The sequence below is a fragment of the Paenibacillus sp. NPDC058177 genome, assembly GCF_042883835.1.
GTDB lineage: Bacteria > Bacillota > Bacilli > Paenibacillales > Paenibacillaceae > Paenibacillus_AQ > Paenibacillus_AQ agri.
In genome coordinates this window covers 1,659,112-1,674,565 of the sequence record NZ_JBHVVB010000001.1, presented here as the reverse complement: position 1 = coordinate 1,674,565, position 15,454 = coordinate 1,659,112, and the positions used below count along the sequence as shown (strand labels likewise).

14 protein-coding genes are annotated in these 15,454 nt (G+C 53.1%); 8 read left to right on the top strand and 6 right to left on the bottom strand.

Going from position 1 to position 15,454, the window contains the following annotated elements; translation table 11 throughout:
• Positions 1-11: 11 nt before the first annotated feature.
• From ACFVU8_RS07970 to ACFVU8_RS07935, 8 genes are all read left to right on the top strand, one after another.
• The gene (locus ACFVU8_RS07970) at positions 12-1,451 is read left to right on the top strand and encodes an SWIM zinc finger family protein (protein ID WP_387426699.1); all 1,440 of its coding nucleotides are present in this window, start codon (positions 12-14) and stop codon (positions 1,449-1,451) included.
• Positions 1,452-1,481: 30 nt separating this feature from the next.
• Positions 1,482-3,320, top strand: a complete 1,839-nt coding sequence (locus ACFVU8_RS07965; protein ID WP_387426697.1) for a HEAT repeat domain-containing protein — start codon at positions 1,482-1,484, stop codon at positions 3,318-3,320.
• Entirely contained in the window at positions 3,321-4,421 is a 1,101-nt protein-coding gene (locus tag ACFVU8_RS07960; protein ID WP_387426696.1) for an ATP-binding protein, read from the top strand.
• Positions 4,418-6,802: a DUF5682 family protein gene (locus ACFVU8_RS07955; RefSeq protein ID WP_387426695.1), complete on the top strand. Its 2,385-nt coding sequence runs from the start codon at positions 4,418-4,420 to the stop codon at positions 6,800-6,802. Before ACFVU8_RS07960 ends, ACFVU8_RS07955 begins: the two co-directional genes overlap by 4 nt.
• Before the next feature lie 2 nt (positions 6,803-6,804).
• Positions 6,805-8,022 (top strand): VWA domain-containing protein, encoded by a 1,218-nt coding sequence (locus ACFVU8_RS07950; RefSeq protein ID WP_387426694.1) that lies wholly within the window; start codon positions 6,805-6,807, stop codon positions 8,020-8,022.
• 149 nt (positions 8,023-8,171) lie between these two features.
• Complete coding sequence (asd, locus tag ACFVU8_RS07945; protein ID WP_379466176.1) at positions 8,172-9,260, top strand: aspartate-semialdehyde dehydrogenase; 1,089 nt, start codon at positions 8,172-8,174, stop codon at positions 9,258-9,260.
• A 141-nt stretch (positions 9,261-9,401) separates the two neighbouring features.
• Positions 9,402-9,602 (top strand): DUF3934 domain-containing protein, encoded by a 201-nt coding sequence (locus tag ACFVU8_RS07940; protein WP_379466175.1) that lies wholly within the window; start codon positions 9,402-9,404, stop codon positions 9,600-9,602.
• Positions 9,603-9,645: 43 nt separating this feature from the next.
• A complete protein-coding gene (locus tag ACFVU8_RS07935; RefSeq protein WP_379466174.1) occupies positions 9,646-10,350 on the top strand; it encodes a pseudouridine synthase in 705 nt (234 codons plus the stop codon).
• 92 nt (positions 10,351-10,442) lie between these two features.
• On the opposite strand, the gene thiE is transcribed toward ACFVU8_RS07935, so the two are convergent.
• The 6 genes from thiE to ACFVU8_RS07905 all read right to left on the bottom strand — a co-directional run bounded on the left by thiE (position 10,443) and on the right by ACFVU8_RS07905 (position 15,442).
• Positions 10,443-11,114: a thiamine phosphate synthase gene (thiE, locus tag ACFVU8_RS07930; RefSeq protein ID WP_379466173.1), complete on the bottom strand. Its 672-nt coding sequence runs from the start codon at positions 11,112-11,114 to the stop codon at positions 10,443-10,445.
• A complete protein-coding gene (thiD, locus tag ACFVU8_RS07925) occupies positions 11,111-11,926 on the bottom strand; it encodes a bifunctional hydroxymethylpyrimidine kinase/phosphomethylpyrimidine kinase (RefSeq protein WP_387426692.1) in 816 nt (271 codons plus the stop codon). The genes thiE and thiD overlap by 4 nt, the downstream gene beginning before the upstream one ends.
• 57 nt (positions 11,927-11,983) lie before the next feature.
• Positions 11,984-12,775, bottom strand: coding sequence for a hydroxyethylthiazole kinase (thiM, locus tag ACFVU8_RS07920; protein WP_387426690.1), 792 nt, complete (start codon positions 12,773-12,775; stop codon positions 11,984-11,986).
• A 69-nt stretch (positions 12,776-12,844) separates the two neighbouring features.
• Entirely contained in the window at positions 12,845-13,879 is a 1,035-nt protein-coding gene (locus ACFVU8_RS07915) for an ABC transporter substrate-binding protein (RefSeq protein ID WP_387426688.1), read from the bottom strand.
• Positions 13,876-14,652 carry an ABC transporter permease gene (locus ACFVU8_RS07910; RefSeq protein WP_387426686.1) on the bottom strand — a complete coding sequence of 259 codons (777 nt, stop codon included), beginning with the start codon at positions 14,650-14,652 and terminating at the stop codon, positions 13,876-13,878. Before ACFVU8_RS07910 ends, ACFVU8_RS07915 begins: the two co-directional genes overlap by 4 nt.
• On the bottom strand, positions 14,633-15,442 hold the full coding sequence (locus ACFVU8_RS07905) for an ABC transporter ATP-binding protein (protein ID WP_387426684.1): 810 nt from the start codon (positions 15,440-15,442) through the stop codon (positions 14,633-14,635). The genes ACFVU8_RS07910 and ACFVU8_RS07905 overlap by 20 nt, the downstream gene beginning before the upstream one ends.
• Positions 15,443-15,454: the final 12 nt, after the last annotated feature.

The following is a 15,454-nucleotide window of genomic DNA, read 5'->3' as shown; positions in this document are numbered from 1 at the left end:
GGAATCATATTTTGCTTGAACTTACTTCGTCCTATGTGGATTCACTGGCCCCTAATGCGGCCGCTATCAAGAATGGGCAAGGGCTTGTGAAGAAGAAAAGCTTTGTGGAGCTGAACCGTTCGGAGAATGGTGAGCTACTGTTCGGCCAATGCTCGGGTAGCGGCAAGTCTAATTATGTCTGTTCGGTCGATTTTGTGGTTCCTGAGAAGCCGGTTGCCCGCTGCACCTGTCCCAGCCGCCAGTTTCCTTGCAAGCATGCCTTGGGACTGATGTATGCCTATTGTGAAGGTCTGGAATTTCAGATTGCTCCCGTACCGGAGGATATTCTCTCCAAACGCGAAAAAGCGGAAAAGCGGGAAGAGACAAAAGCGAAGCAGGCTGAGGAAGGTAGCGAACCGAAGCCTAAGAAAGTCAACAAATCTGCTCTGAAGAAAAAAATCACTGCTCAGCTGGAAGGGCTTGATGTGCTGGAGAAGCTGATCCTTTCGCTGATCCGCGGCGGACTTGCGACGATTGACAGCAAAACGGTCAAGACGATCAATGAGCATGTGAAGCAGATGGGCAATTATTATTTGCCTGGTGCACAGAATGAGCTGCGCCGCTTTGCGTTGCTGCTGTCCAGGGGTCAGGATCATGAGGAGAGCTATACATATGCGGTGGAGCAATTAACCAGGCTGCATGCATTCATCAAGAAGGGCCGGACCTATCTGACAGCCAAGCAGGAGGACCCTGAATTGGCCCGTGACCATGAATCCACCATCGAGGAATGGCTGGGGCATGCCTGGCAGCTCGCGGAGCTGAAGGAAGTTGGACTCGTGACAGAGGGAGCAGAGCTGCTTCAGCTTGCTTTTTATAGTTATGATGACGCTGCCCGTCAGGAATATGTGGATCTTGGATACTGGCTGGAGCAGGCCACAGGAGATATTCACAGAACTGTGCAATACCGGCCCTATAAGGCTGCCAAGCATTTGCGGGAGGACGACAGCTTCTTTGAAGTGGCGCAGCTTCCTCTATTGTACCGTTATCCGGGTCAAATGAACGTCCGGGTCCGCTATGACGAGATGCTGCCGAGGGCTGTAACTGGTGCTGACCTGGCCGCTGTCTCGGCCAATGCGCAGCGTTCCTATACGGAAGCATTGAAGAAAGCGAAGAACGAGCTGAAGAATCCGCTTGGAGAAAAGAACCCTGTCCTGCTGCTGCATGCCGCAAGGCTGGGCCAGACGGAGGGCGGGCAATACACGCTGACGGATGAATCCGGACAGCATCTGGTGTTGGAGAACATTCCGTCCTTACCGCAGGGCACGACAGAACTGCTGCCGTACCTTGCGTCTGAATGGCATGAGGATATTGCCGTTCTTGTCATGCTCGAACATTTGTCTGATCAAGGGCGCCTCGTTGCCCAGCCGCTCACCGTTATCAACGATGCCGGGATAACCCGTCTTTTATACTAATTATCCAAAATTACAATAGGGGGTTATCCCATGAGTACCGCTTTATTGCAAGAGCTTAACCAGGAGCTTAGAAGATTGTATATTGCCGGGAGTGATCTGGCTGAGGGCGATTTCCGGCTTAAGCGTCTTTTGCCGCAGTTTCAGCAGCTTGGTGAACGGTCACCTGTATTTAAAAGATTAGGGGAGGGTATCTCCTCTCTGGTAGAACAGGCGGAAGAACAGGGAACAGCTTCAGCCGTGAAGCTCCAGGATCTGGCCCTGCTGCTGGGTTCGATACTGTACACCCAGGGCTCTACAGCCCCCCTTGCCGAACCGGATAAGCTTGCGAGCCGCCCCATACTACTAAAGACCAATCTCTCCTACCGCAAGCTGGCAGAGGTGCAGCAGGCATTGTCCACAACCGGCAGCGGGCGCTATGAGATTGTGAAGGATGCTTATGAACAAGGTGTTTTTCAGGATTTGCGGCTGCTTCCCGCCGCGATAGCTGCGCTCAGAGATCCTTATTCTGAGCTGGCCGAATTCGCGCGGGATGCCATCCTCCCGGCCTACGGCAAGCCTATAACGGCTTTTTTGCTGGAAGGTTTTGATCCGTCCGGGGGTAAAAGCGAGTCCCGCAAGCTGCATGTGATTGAACGGGTGAGCGGGGCAGAACAGATGGACTTCATCTGTCAAGCGGCAGAGAATGGTTCGGATGAAGTGCGGACGACGGCCATCAGGCTGCTGGCTGGATATACCGGTTATGAAGCTGCATTGCTGAATTTCTCGATGGAGAAGAAAAAGCCGATCCGGGAAGCAGCCTTCAGGGCTCTTGCGGCGAGCGAAACGGTTCAGGCTGCCGACCGTCTGTACGAGGCATTCAGCGGCAAGGATATCGAACTGGCGGCGAGCGCTCTAAGTGAGTCTGGACGGCTGGACGCACGAATTGTGCGTGATTTTGCAGCTGATCTGGAGAAGACGCCAGAAGTAAAGGGAGACAAGAAGCGGGAAGAAAGTCTGCGGACCCGGTTGAATCATTACCAGCTGGCCGTAGTGGGCAAATACAGTGAAGGTCTGACGGAAATCTACAGCAGCATTTTGCAACAGCATTCCCTGTATACTTCATTAGGCTGGATTGAGCTTGTCGATTGGGCAGCTAATTACATCAGTAGCTTGAATACTCCTGAGGGGCTTGCTTTGATTCAGGAAGTGGAGAAGAAGAACCACCGCTATCTTCCACATGCCTTCCAGCTTGCCTTCCGCCTCTGGTCTCCGGCAGTGTTGTATGAGCAGTATGCCGAGCCGCTGGCGAATCAGCCTGATGCAACACCTGACAAGGGGACCAAACAGCGCGAACAAAAGCTGCTGCAAGTTATCGAAGATATGGTGGTGCAACGAGCGTATCAAATGTATGACGCGGTGTGGAGACCATCCTCCAGCAGGTATTACTCCATCTCTTCCCTGGAGCCGGTCTCTCCAGAGGAAATCGCTGATTGCTGGGACCCGCGCTGGCTGCGCTGGTCGCTGGAGAAGAACAAACCGGAACTTGTCAGTGCATTTGCCAGACCAGGGGAACCCTTGATACAGAAGTATTTGCTGCGCAAGCTGAACAATAATCCGGAGTTCCGCAATAAATACGCAAGTCTCCTGCTCATGGGACTGGAACGGGTCGGAGCTGAACTTGATGTGCGGCAAGAAGCGCTGATGGCTGCGTTGGAGGATAAGCGCAACAACAATTGCTATGTATTCGATATCTATGTGTTTAACCTGCTCTGCGGGCTACCTTCGTCGTTCTTGTCACGTCTGGAGGCAGTGCTTCCAATGTACAGATATGAAGCAGGCGAGCAGCTGTCGTACGTGATAAGAACTTTAAGCCAAAGGGGAGAACAATAAATGACAGAGCAAGCTCAGCTTCAAGATTACATGCGCCTTCCAGCGGAGGTTCTATACCGCGAGGAGCTGGGGGCGTTGATCAAAGCGGATAAGGGGAAAATTCCTGCCGGCTGGCAGATGTCTCCACGTTCGGTATTGACATTCATCGTAGGCGGCAAGGCCGGTAAGACAGTTATTACACCCAAGTACATCGGCAATACCCGATTAATTGAAATGGCAATCGCTACACTGGTGACGGACCGGGCCCTGCTTCTGATCGGGGAGCCGGGTACGGCCAAATCGTGGCTTTCCGAGAATTTATCAGCGGCGATCTATGGCAATTCGGGTCTTGTCGTTCAAGGGACGGCGGGAACCAGCGAAGAGCAAGTCCGCTATTCCTGGAACTATGCCATGCTGCTGGCGAACGGGCCGACGCCTGAGGCTTTGGTTAAAAGCCCGATTATGCGTGCGATGGAAGAGGGCGGGATTGCCCGCTTTGAAGAAATCTCCCGCTGCGCTTCAGAAGTGCAGGACGCGCTGATCTCGATTTTGTCCGAGAAGACGATCTCGGTTCCTGAACTGGGCAAAGAAACCGGGGCCCGTAAAGGCTTCTCCATCATCGCCACCGCCAATACACGGGACCGTGGGGTCAACGAAATGTCGGCGGCTCTTAAGCGGCGGTTCAACATTATTGTATTGCCCGCACCGTCGGACCTGGAAACCGAGCTGTCCATTGTCAAAAAACGGGTGGGCGAGATTGCGTCATCCTACGAATTGCAGGCTGCGGTGCCTGCCGATGAAGCTTTGTTGAAGGTGGTCACCATCTTCCGTGAGCTGCGCAGCGGCATGACACTCGACAAGAAAGAGAAGGTGAAGTCCCCGGCAGGTGTAATCTCGACAGCCGAGGCGATCTCCCTGCTCACGAACAGTATGGCGCTGGCCGCAAGCTTTGGCGGCGGCGAGCTGACAGACGAAGATATCGCTGCCGGACTTCAAGGGGCGATTGTCAAGGATGATGACAAGGATAAGCTGGTCTGGAAAGAATATCTGAATAATGTAATGAAGAAAAGAGGAGCCGAGTGGCGCGGCCTGTATCAAGCCTGTAAGGAGATGAACGAGTGAGACCAACTGCTGAAGCGGCTGTGCATATTTTTGGGGTGCGGCATCTGTCTCCGGGCGGTGCAAAGCATCTGCTGGATTACCTGGATGAGCTTCAGCCGACGGCGGTACTGATTGAAGGCCCGGCAGACGCCACGGCAGAAATTCGCCATTTGACGAATAAAGAAACCAAACCTCCGGTTGCTGTATTGGCATTCACCGCTGATTTGCCGGTACGGACTGCGCTATGGCCATTCGCCGTGTATTCACCCGAGCTGCAAGGCCTGCAATGGGCAGAGGCGAATGGAGCGATGGTATCTTTCATTGATCTGCCATCGTCAGTCATTCTGGCGTTGCAGGACACTTCAAGACCTTCAGCAGGGCTGGAGCATGATACAGCGCCGGATTCCGGGAAGGCGGGAGAACCGGCTGCGCTGGAATCTGATCCGGAAAAGGGGACAGAAGAGCAGAGAGAGTATGGAGATGCATCGCCTTCCCTCTATAGCCGGATTGCCAGTGTCGCGGGTGAGCATGATTACGACATGTACTGGGAACGGAATTATGAGCACAATGCCAGCCCAGGTGCTTACCGGGAAGCCATCCTCTCCTTTTCTGCTGAGATGCGGGATCTCTCAGAAGGACAGGAGCAGCGGGAACAGCCGGTAGAGCATGCCTACAACTATGTACGTGAGTCCTATATGAGACGGCAGATTAGAGACACCATTGCCGCTGGCCATGACCCGGAGCGGATCGTGGTTATCTGCGGGGCCTATCACGCAGCGGCATTGGCTGATGTGACGGATTACATGACTGATGAAGAACTGGCAATGTTGCCTTCACGCAGCACGAAGTTGACATTGATGCCTTATTCTTATTATAAATTGTCCACGATGTCCGGATATGGGGCGGGGAATCGGGCTCCCCATTATTATCAGATGATGTGGGAAGCGATGGTAGCCGGAGCGCCAGAGGATTTGCCTTATCTATATCTGTCTTCCGTTGCCCGGCTTGTACGCAGCGGGGGAACCCACCGTTCCACGGCTGAAGTTATAGAGGCGGTCCGGCTGGCGGAAGCGCTGGCCGCATTGCATAGCGGAAGCGCTCCGACGCTGCGTGATTTGCATGATGCTGCACAGACACTGCTTGGTCACGGAGATTTGTCTGTCATCGCCGAAGCACTCGCCAGGGTGGATGTCGGGACGGCTATCGGCAGCCTTGCCGAAGGGGTTAGCCAGACTCCGATTCAGGATGATCTGAACCGGTTGTTCAAGAAGCTGAAGCTGGAGAAGTACAAAACTACGGTAGCCTCCGATCTGTCGCTGGATCTGCGGGAGAACCGCCGGGTAACTTCTACAGAAGCGGCTTTTCTGGATCTGAACCGTTCGATCTTGTTCCACCGGCTGAGCCTGCTGGGCATTTCCTTCGCGAAAAGCCAGCCGAGCGGCCAGGAAGGGGCGACATGGGCCGAGAACTGGATCATCCAGTGGACTCCGGAGGTCGAAATTCAGGTCGTCGAATCCACGCTGCTGGGCGAGACAGTAGAAATCGCCTGCGCCTATGTGCTCCGCGAGAAGCTGAACGAATGCCGTTCCATTGCAGAAGCTTCAGCGCTGATTAAGATTGCCTGTCAATGCGGCATGGCTTCACAGATTGAGGAGGGCCGGCAGGTGCTGCAGACTCTCGCTGTAGACAGCCGCGATGTGGTTGAGATCGCAGCGGCTGCGCGGGAGCTGTCGATCATTATCGGCTACGGAGATATCCGCAGAATCGACACTGTACCATTAGTGCCGCTGCTGGAGCAGCTGTTCCTGCGCGGCTGCCTCTTTCTGACCGATGCTGCGGGCTGTAACGATGAAGCAGCCACGGCAATGACCGCAGCGATGAATGAGCTGAACGCCATTGCTTTTGATCATGACGACACCGTCGATGGGGAGCTATGGCTTCAGGAGCTGCTGCATCTGTCGGAGCGGGACGACCGCAACCCGCGGTTGTCCGGCTTTGCCTGCGCCATTCTGATGGAACGCGGCGCGATTACTGCCGCAGAATGTGCCGCCGAAGTCTCGCGGAGGCTATCTCCAGGTATTCCGGCCGATCTGGGCGCCGGCTGGTTTGAGGGCCTTTCCATGCGTAACCGCTACGGCTTGTTATCGCGCATGAGCTTATGGGAGCAGCTCAATGATTACATCAACTCGCTGCAGGATGATGAGTTTGTGCGGGCGCTTGTGTTTTTGCGCAGGGCGTTCAGTACCTTCTCACCAAGAGAGAAGACCATGATCGCCGAGCTGTTAGGTGAGCTATGGGGTGTTAACTCGGAGCAGGCGGCAGAGATTCTGACGGGTGAATTGAAGGAGGAAGAGACGAAAATGCTGGACGATCTGAATGAGTTTGACTTCGAGGACTTTTGACCATGGAAGAGAACAGACAGGAACATACATTGAAAAGATGGCGGCTCATTCTCGGAGAGGGTGCAAATGACCAGCTATCCGGCTACTCGGAGTCGGGTAACGTTGTGCTGACTGCGGAAGAGCAAATCATGGATGCGGCATTAGCCGCGATATACGATGATACTGGAGCGGCCAGCAACGCTGGAGGTTCGGCAGCAGGCGGCAAAGGCAAAGGGGCTGGTACGGGGCATGGGGCTGTGCATCTATCCAAATGGCTAGGAGATGTGCGGACCTTTTTCCCGGAGGATACCGTGTCGATTATTCAGCATGATGCCATGGAACGCAAGGGCTGGAAGCAGCTGCTGTTCGAGCCGGAAATGCTTGCTACCGTGAAGCCGGATATTCAACTGGTGGGCACATTACTGGCGCTGAAGGGCAAAATCCCCGAGAAGACGAAGGACACAGCCCGTCTGCTGGTAAAAGCGGTGGTGGATGATCTGGTGAAGCTGCTGGAGACGGACATCCGCCGCGCAGTCACCGGAGCGCTCAACAAGCGGCAGCATTCGCCGCTGCCTTCCCTCAGTGGCTTGGACTGGAAGCGGACGATTCAGCGCAACCTGAAGCACTATGATACAGAGAGACGGCAGCTTATTCCCGAGCGTTTCTATTATTTTGACCGTGCCCGCCGTAGCAAGGAGTGGACTGTAATTGTGGATATCGATCAAAGTGGTTCCATGGCGGATTCGATTATTTGGGCTTCGGTCATCGGTTCTATCTTTGCCAGTATTCCTGCGCTGCGTACACGGGTCGTGGTTTTCGATACTGAAGTTGTCGATTTGACCGAGCAATGCGAGAATGATCCAGTGGATATGCTCTTCGGCATTCAGCTTGGCGGCGGTACGGATATTCATAAATCGGTGAAGTATTGTCAGCAATTTATTGAAGAGCCCCAGAAGACACTCTTTATTATTGTCTCGGACCTTTATGAAGGCGGCAATCAATCCGGACTGGTCCGTCGTATGCGCGAAATGCGGGAGTCCGGGGTGCGAACGATGTGCCTGCTGGCCTTGTCGGATCGAGGAAAGCCTTTCTATGACGAGCGTCTGGCGGGGCAATTGTCCCGTGACGGAACCCCGTGCTTCGCCTGCACGCCTGCACTTCTGCCGGGTCTGGTTGAGGGAGCGCTCAAAGGGCAGGATCTGGCGGAGCTGGCTAAGCGGCTGGGTGCTTTTCAAGGCTAATTATCGGGGAACATAGACAAGTCAGAATGTGTATATAGATAGTAGTGAACGACCGTCTTTCATTTCACATATTGTTAAACTTTCATATATCATTTATAATCGGCCTAATGAATGATAGGGAAGTAACTTAAAAGGAAGTGTATGATTTCATGACAACGAAGCTTAGAGCCGGCATTGTCGGCGGTACAGGAATGGTAGGCCAACGCTTTATCGCTTTACTAGAGAACCACCCTTGGTTTGAAGTGACTGCAATTGCTGCAAGCAGCAGATCTGCAGGCAAGAACTTTGAGGAATCCATTGCCGGCAGATGGAAGCTGGATACTCCACTTCCTGATAGCGTGAAGAATATTATGGTTCAGGATGCATCCCAGGTAGAAGAATTCGCCAAAGATGTGGACCTGATCTTCTGTGCAGTAGATATGAAGAAGGAAGAAATCAAGAAGCTGGAAGAAGACTATGCACGTACTGGAACGCCGGTCATCTCCAACAACTCCGCTCATCGCTGGACGGCGGACGTACCGATGGTGATCCCGGAGATCAACCCGGATCATATTAAGGTGATCGAGCAGCAGCGTAAGCGTCTTGGCACCACAACAGGCTTCATTGCCGTGAAGCCAAACTGTTCTATCCAGAGCTATGTGCCAGCACTGCATGCCTTGGCGGCCTTTGAGCCGGAGAAGGTTGTCGTAAGCACATACCAAGCGATCTCCGGAGCAGGCAAGACATTTGCTGATTGGCCAGAGATGATCGACAACGTGATTCCTTACATTGGCGGCGAAGAAGAGAAGAGTGAGCAAGAGCCGCTGCGGATCTGGGGCGAGCTGACCGAAGAGGGTATCGTGAAAGCTTCCACGCCTGTAGTCACTTCCCAGTGTATTCGTGTGCCGGTGGCTGACGGCCATATGGCATCGGTATTCGTGTCCTTCAAGAAGACGCCTTCCAAGGAAGAGATCCTGGAGCTGTGGAAGAACTTTAAGGGCCGTCCGCAGGAGCTTGAGCTGCCAAGCGCGCCGAAGCAATTCATCACCTATTTCGAAGAAGAGAACCGTCCACAGACGAAGCTGGACCGGGATATCGAGAACGGCATGGGTGTTTCCACTGGACGTCTGCGCGAAGATTCGCTGCATGACTTCAAGTTCGTTGGTCTGTCCCACAACACGCTGCGCGGTGCAGCTGGCGGTGCGGTGCTGATCGCCGAACTGCTCAAAGCGGAAGGTTATATTCAGCCTAAAGCGTAATAAATAACACTATAATCACCCGTCTTCCTTCTGGATGGCGGGTGATTTGTGTTTTTTTTCGGATTTTTGGCGAAGGTAATGGTATGATAGTCAGGTGCACAACTGTGAAAAGTGCTAAAGAGATACTAATGGAGTGATCATATGGGTGCAAAGAGTAAGGGCGGCGGCACAGGTCGTGGAACAGGCAGCAAGGGGTGGACACGCTGGAATAAGACAGCAAAGCCAGTAAAGCCCAAGTTCTTGAAGGGCGGTGCCTCCGGTGCTCCTGACGCCAAAGGAGCCGCTGGTGCCAAGAGTGGTGCGGTAAAACCAGGCGCGAATAAGAGCGGAGGAAGCCGGTAAGACGGCTTCTGGCATTGCACATAGCAGGGAGAGCAGGTTTAGTATGAGAATCAATAAGTACATAAGCCTGTCTGGCGTCTATTCCAGAAGGGAGACCAACCGTTTGATTGCCGCTGGGCGGATCAGCATTAACGGTAGGGTCTGCGAAGAAGGTGCGGAAGTAGAGCCTGGCGATACAGTGCTTGTGGACGGTCAAGCCCTTCCGGAAGAGCGTTCTGAACCGGTGTATTTAGCCTTGAACAAGCCCGTCGGCATTACTTGCACGGCAGCTAGAGAGGTTCAGGGCAACATTATAGATTTCGTCAACTATCCCGCGCGGATTTTCGCAGTCGGCAGACTGGACAAGGCGTCGGAGGGACTTATTTTATTGACGAACAACGGGGATATCGTGAATAAAATGATGTCTTCGGAGTATGGGCATGAGAAGGAATATGTAGTGGATGTAGACCATCCAGTTACAGATGAATTTCTGCAAGCCATGGCGAGCGGCGTGGGTATTCTAGGGGTTATCACCAAGCCCTGCCGGATCTACCGGGAGAGTGAATGTAGATTTCGGATTATCCTTACCCAAGGGCTCAATCTCCAGATTCGCAGAATGTGCAAAGCGTTAGGGTACAGGGTATTGAAGCTGGAGCGCATTCGAATCATGAACATTACGCTGGACGGTCTGGAACGTGGGCAATGGCGCCACCTGGCAGATGAAGAGCTCCAGAACCTACTGACAAGGCTGGATGAAGCGGCAAAATAGTATGAAAAAAAGGTGGTGTCTCGCAGATTAGCGGACACCACCTTTTTTATTAGGTTTAGTGTGTGTTGACTCTACCCTTAGTCAATACACAGTTACGGCCTTGTATGCGCACGTTCTATAGCCTGTACAAACTCTATCGCCGCAGCAGTAGCGTCTGCGGCTCCGGCAATAGCGGAGATCACCGAAATGCCGTCCGCGCCGGCAGCAATGACCGGTGCGGTATTGGCTGCCGTAATCCCGCCAATACCTACAAGCGGGATGTCTATGCCCTTCTCCCTGATCTCCGTGATGAGTCTGGTGCCTTGAACAGCCCGTGCGTCATCTTTGGAAGGGGTAGGGTAGACCGGGCCAATGCCAAGATAGTCTGCACCATCGGAGATAGCTTGCTGCACTTCCGCTAGATTGTGAGCGGAGACGCCGATGATTTTGCCAGACCCGAGACGCTGCCGGATCGATGCCGCCGGCTCATCCTCCTGGCCGATATGTACCCCGTCAGCATCGAGCTGAATAGCCAGTTCAATATCGTCATTGATGATAAAAGGAACGCCCTCGACCCGGCACAAAGTCTGGAGCGATCCTGCCAACTCGAAAAGGGCTTGCCCGTGGAGGGCGGATGGACCCTTTTCCCGGAACTGAAACATCGTAGCGCCACCCTTGATCGCTGCCTTCAGCGTCTCTTCTGGTGACTTACGGCAATTAGCGGTACCCATAATAAAGTATAAGCTCAACTGCTCTCGCAGCTTGTGACTGTCCACAACACTCATCTCCGATCACCCCGCATTCTGTTCTGATAGGCAAAATGGTTCGTCGGCCCATGTCCCGCGCCAATGGCCAACTCATCTTCAATAGCCGCCTGAATAAAGGCTCTGGCCGTATGAATCGCTTCCTGCACAGACTGTCCTTTGGCGAGCTCCGCAGCTAATGCTGCAGAGTACGTGCAGCCCGTTCCATGCGTATGAGGGGTGTTCACGCGTTTATTTTCCATATAAAAGAACGAATGTCCATCGTAGAGCAGATCAATTACTTGCTCTGTCGACTCGTCATGCCCGCCCTTTAGAATCACATAGCGTGAGCCCATGCCAGCAATAATACTTGCGGCTTGCTCGCGATCCTGCAAGCTGGTGATACTGTGGCCCGTGATCAGCTCTGCTTCCGGGATGTTGGGCGTCGTTACGAACGCCAAGGGCAGCAACCTTGTGATCAGGGCGGCAACTGCTTCCTGCTGAAGCAAAGGCGAGCCGCCTTTGGCGACCATCACCGGATCAACGACAAGTCGGTTCCATCCATACTTTTCCACCTTGTCGGCGACAATACCGATGATTTCGCTGCTGAACAGCATACCGGTCTTAACGGCTCCTGGCTGCAAATCCTCTCCAATGGAATCCAGTTGTCTTGTTACTGCCTCCAGTTCAAGGGGATACACGCCTTGCACACCGAGTGTGTTCTGAGCGGTTATTGCCGTCAGTGCGGACATTCCGTATACGCCCAGCTCCTGAAAGGTTTTCAGATCGGCTTGAATCCCTGCACCGCCACCGCTGTCTGAACCGGCTATCGTCAGAGCTTGATAGACGCTCATATAAATTCTCCTTCCGCAAAAACGTTGCTTGATGTATTTGAAGCTTTAGTTACAGAATTATACTTTTTTAATCAGCGATCTCTTTTGATAAATGTCTGGTGTAACCAGTGAAAGCTGGTTCAGGAACTCGATTTGAAAGCTGCCCGGACCCTGTCCACGCGTCCGCTCCTCGGCGATTTCCGCGGCTACGCCATAGAAAGAAATCGCTTCGGCTACAGCCTCCAGCGGTGAATCTGCGCCGACAGCCAGGAAAGCTCCGGTTACGGCACTAAGCAGGCATCCGGTCCCGGTGACTTTGGTTAGGATGGGGTGACCGTTGGCAGCAATGTAAGTCGTTACGCCATCGGTAATAATGTCCTCTTTGCCGGTGACGATCACGATGCAACCCAGCTTGCGCGCAGCTTTTTGTGCCAGCCCTACTGCATCACCGTCACCTGCGCCAGCATCCACGCCCTTAATGGCCCACTGCTCCCCGGCGACATTAGCCACCTCGGCGACATTGCCGCGCAGCGCCGTCAGGGAGATTGCACCGACTAGCTTCTGGACGATCTCCGTCCGGTAAGACGTAGCCCCGGCGCCGACCGGGTCAAGCACTACAGGCGTACCATGGACATTAGCGGACTGTCCTGCCAGAATCATCGACCTGATAACCTGTTCGTTCAGCGTGCCGATATTCAGTACAACAGAGGCGGCCATTTGGGCCACATCGGCAACTTCTTCTTGGGAGTCCGCCATGAACGGGGATGCGCCGAGAGCCAACAGTCCATTGGCCGTGAAATTGGTTACGACAATATTAGTGATATTGTGAATCAGCGGATTCTGCTCCCTTACCTTGGACAAATAAGTCATTGGATTGCCTCCCGGGAATATTGGATTTGTAACGCGGTACTAAATAATCTACCTATTGTTCATCTGGCCTTACAGATTGATAAATGCTTCTTCCGGCGCTGTTTCAGCTGTCAGCAGACCGTTTTCCTTTAGCCATTGTTGAACCTTGTTCCACGAAGCCGGGTCCTGATAACCAAACGCCTCTTTCCCCGAATCCATTAATGGAAGCAGAACTTCCAGACTTTTTTTCTCGATATCTTTGTCGAGCGGGGAGGTCTGATCTTCATGTTTGAATAGAAGGGAGAGGGCTTCCTCCGGATGTTCCTTGACGAACTTTTGACCTTTGGCGGCAGCGGTCAGGAATTTTTTGAAATAAGCCTGAGAATTCTGCATTCCTTGTTGGCTGGCTACCAGTACAAGCTCATAATAATCCGGAACTCCATAATCCGTTGGGTTAAGGGAGGTCACTGGATGCCCCTCTTTTTCCAGAATCAGCTGCTCATGATTGATAAAACCTCCAATGATAGCATCGGTCTGCCCTGTGGAGAGGGCCGGAACGAGGTTGAAGCCAATATCCACGAGCTTTAAGGATTCTGGATCACCACCGCTGCTACGGACCATCGTCTTCACCATAGCTTCATAGAGCGGGATAGAGGAATAGCCTACGGTTTTGCCGTTCAGATCAGCAGGTGTCTTCACAGCGGAATCGGCTGGAACCATCAGATGATTCAAGGGATGTCTTACAATTGCCGCGATGGAGAGGACGGGAATCCGTTCCCCGCGCGCCATCAGCACCTGTGGCTGGTAACTCAGCGCGAGATCAATCTTGCCCGCAGCTACGAGTTTTAGCGCATCATTGCTGTCAGCAGGCATTTGAATCTCCACATCAAGCCCCTCTTCGGCAAAATACCCGTTCTCCTGAGCGGCGTAAAGGAAGGAATGAACTGCATTCGGATACCAGTCCAGCATCAGCGTAAGCTTATGCGGCTTGCCGGACGCTTCTCCGGTTTGGCTTCCTGAGCTTCCAGACTTTGCTGCTTCGCCGCAACCACTCGCAAGCAACACTGTCATTGCAAGCAATAGCAGCGGAACAATTTTTTTGAGTCTGTGATGTCTTGTAATCATTTGTGAAATCCTCTTTTCTTGAAAATAATCTTTTCGATCATAGCGATAATCAGAAATAAGCCAACGCCCATCGCGGACAGCAGGACCACTGCGGCAAACATTTCTTTGCTTTGCAAATTCCCTGCCATCCTGCGGCTAAAATATCCAAGTCCCTTGCTGCCGCCTAGCCATTCGCCAATCGTTGCCCCGATCACGCAGTAGACCATCGACAGCTTGAGGCCGGAGAAGTAAGAGGGCAGAGCCAGCGGAATCCGTGTCTTGAGCAGGATTTGGCGGGTGCTGGCGCCCATGGTGCGGAGCAGGTCCTCATAAGCGTGATTCTTCTGCTGTAACCCATCATAAGCGCCAACCACCACTGGGAAAAAAGCGGTCAGGAATACGACAGCCACCTTACTCCATAGCGTGTATCCGAACCACATAATAAAGACAGGAGAAAGCGCGATGAGCGGAATAGTCTGGCTGATGATAATGAAGGGATAGAGTGCCTTTTCCAGCGGACGCCACGTGTGCATGCCAAGTCCCAGCAAGGTGCCGCAGGTAACTGACAAGACGTAGCCAAGCAGTACTTCTTGCAACGTAGCGGGTAAATGCAGCCCGAACAATATTTTCCTGTTCTCAACCAGAGCGGCCCCTATCGACAGAGGACCTGGGAGAATGAAAGGTGGAAGGACTCCTATCCGCGCCAGCATCTCCCATAGACCGAGAATAAACAGCAGCAGAACAAGGAAAGGTCCGTAATTCTGCAAGTTTTTTCTAAACAGCCGGGTTATCATACAATTTGCGCTCCAGTTCAGCCCGCAGCTCTATAAACCGCGGTTCATAATTCATTTTGCTATGCCGGGGCCTAGGGAGATCCACGAGTATTTCCTCTACACTTCCTCCAGCGCGTCCAGGTAAGAGATAGATGCGGTCACTAAGCAGCACAGCCTCCTCCAGATCATGCGTAATGAAGAGAATTGTCTTGTCCAGCTCATCCAAAATCTCCAGCAACCAGCTATGCATTTCCCGTTTGGTCATGTGATCGAGTGCCCCAAAAGGTTCGTCTAGCAGCAACAGGTCGCCCCCCGTAATGAGCGTTCGGAGAAAAGCTACCCGCTGCCGCATTCCGCCTGATAGTTCATCGGGGAACGAGTTTTCAATACCGGCCAGACCTAAACGCTCCAGCAATTCAATTACCTGACTAGTAACCTCGGCTTTGCTACGGCTCCGCTTGATTTCCCAAGGAAGCAGGCAATTCTCCAGAACCGTCCTCCAGGGTAGCAGCAGATCCTGCTGAGGCATATAAGCGACCTGACCCAACCGCTTGGCGGTCGCCGAAACACCGTGAAGACGCAGATCCCCGCTGCTTGGCTCAAGCAATCCGGCAATAATTTTGAAAAGCGTGCTTTTTCCGCATCCGCTGGTTCCAACAACAGAAACGAACTCACCTTGGTGAACCGCTAAGGATATATCTGACAGTACCGGTGCATCTGCGGATTTGGCATAGGCGTAGGATAAATTGTGTACAGAGATGATTTCCGTAATCCGCGTAACCTCCTTAGCACGATAAAAAGACCCCTTCATCTCCCGGCGGAA

Bases quoted from the DNA above. Each gene is read 5' to 3' on its own strand.
- ACFVU8_RS07915 (WP_387426688.1), bottom strand. From the start codon at position 13,879: ATGATTACAAGACATCACAGACTCAAAAAAATTGTTCCGCTGCTATTG.
- ACFVU8_RS07965 (WP_387426697.1), top strand. From the start codon at position 1,482: ATGAGTACCGCTTTATTGCAAGAGCTTAACCAGGAGCTTAGAAGATTG.
- ACFVU8_RS07940 (WP_379466175.1), top strand. From the start codon at position 9,402: ATGGGTGCAAAGAGTAAGGGCGGCGGCACAGGTCGTGGAACAGGCAGC.
- asd (WP_379466176.1), top strand. From the start codon at position 8,172: ATGACAACGAAGCTTAGAGCCGGCATTGTCGGCGGTACAGGAATGGTA.
- thiE (WP_379466173.1), bottom strand. From the start codon at position 11,114: ATGAGTGTTGTGGACAGTCACAAGCTGCGAGAGCAGTTGAGCTTATAC.
- thiM (WP_387426690.1), bottom strand. From the start codon at position 12,775: ATGACTTATTTGTCCAAGGTAAGGGAGCAGAATCCGCTGATTCACAAT.
- ACFVU8_RS07950 (WP_387426694.1), top strand. From the start codon at position 6,805: ATGGAAGAGAACAGACAGGAACATACATTGAAAAGATGGCGGCTCATT.
- ACFVU8_RS07905 (WP_387426684.1), bottom strand. From the start codon at position 15,442: ATGAAGGGGTCTTTTTATCGTGCTAAGGAGGTTACGCGGATTACGGAA.
- ACFVU8_RS07910 (WP_387426686.1), bottom strand. From the start codon at position 14,652: ATGATAACCCGGCTGTTTAGAAAAAACTTGCAGAATTACGGACCTTTC.
- ACFVU8_RS07960 (WP_387426696.1), top strand. From the start codon at position 3,321: ATGACAGAGCAAGCTCAGCTTCAAGATTACATGCGCCTTCCAGCGGAG.
- ACFVU8_RS07935 (WP_379466174.1), top strand. From the start codon at position 9,646: ATGAGAATCAATAAGTACATAAGCCTGTCTGGCGTCTATTCCAGAAGG.
- thiD (WP_387426692.1), bottom strand. From the start codon at position 11,926: ATGAGCGTCTATCAAGCTCTGACGATAGCCGGTTCAGACAGCGGTGGC.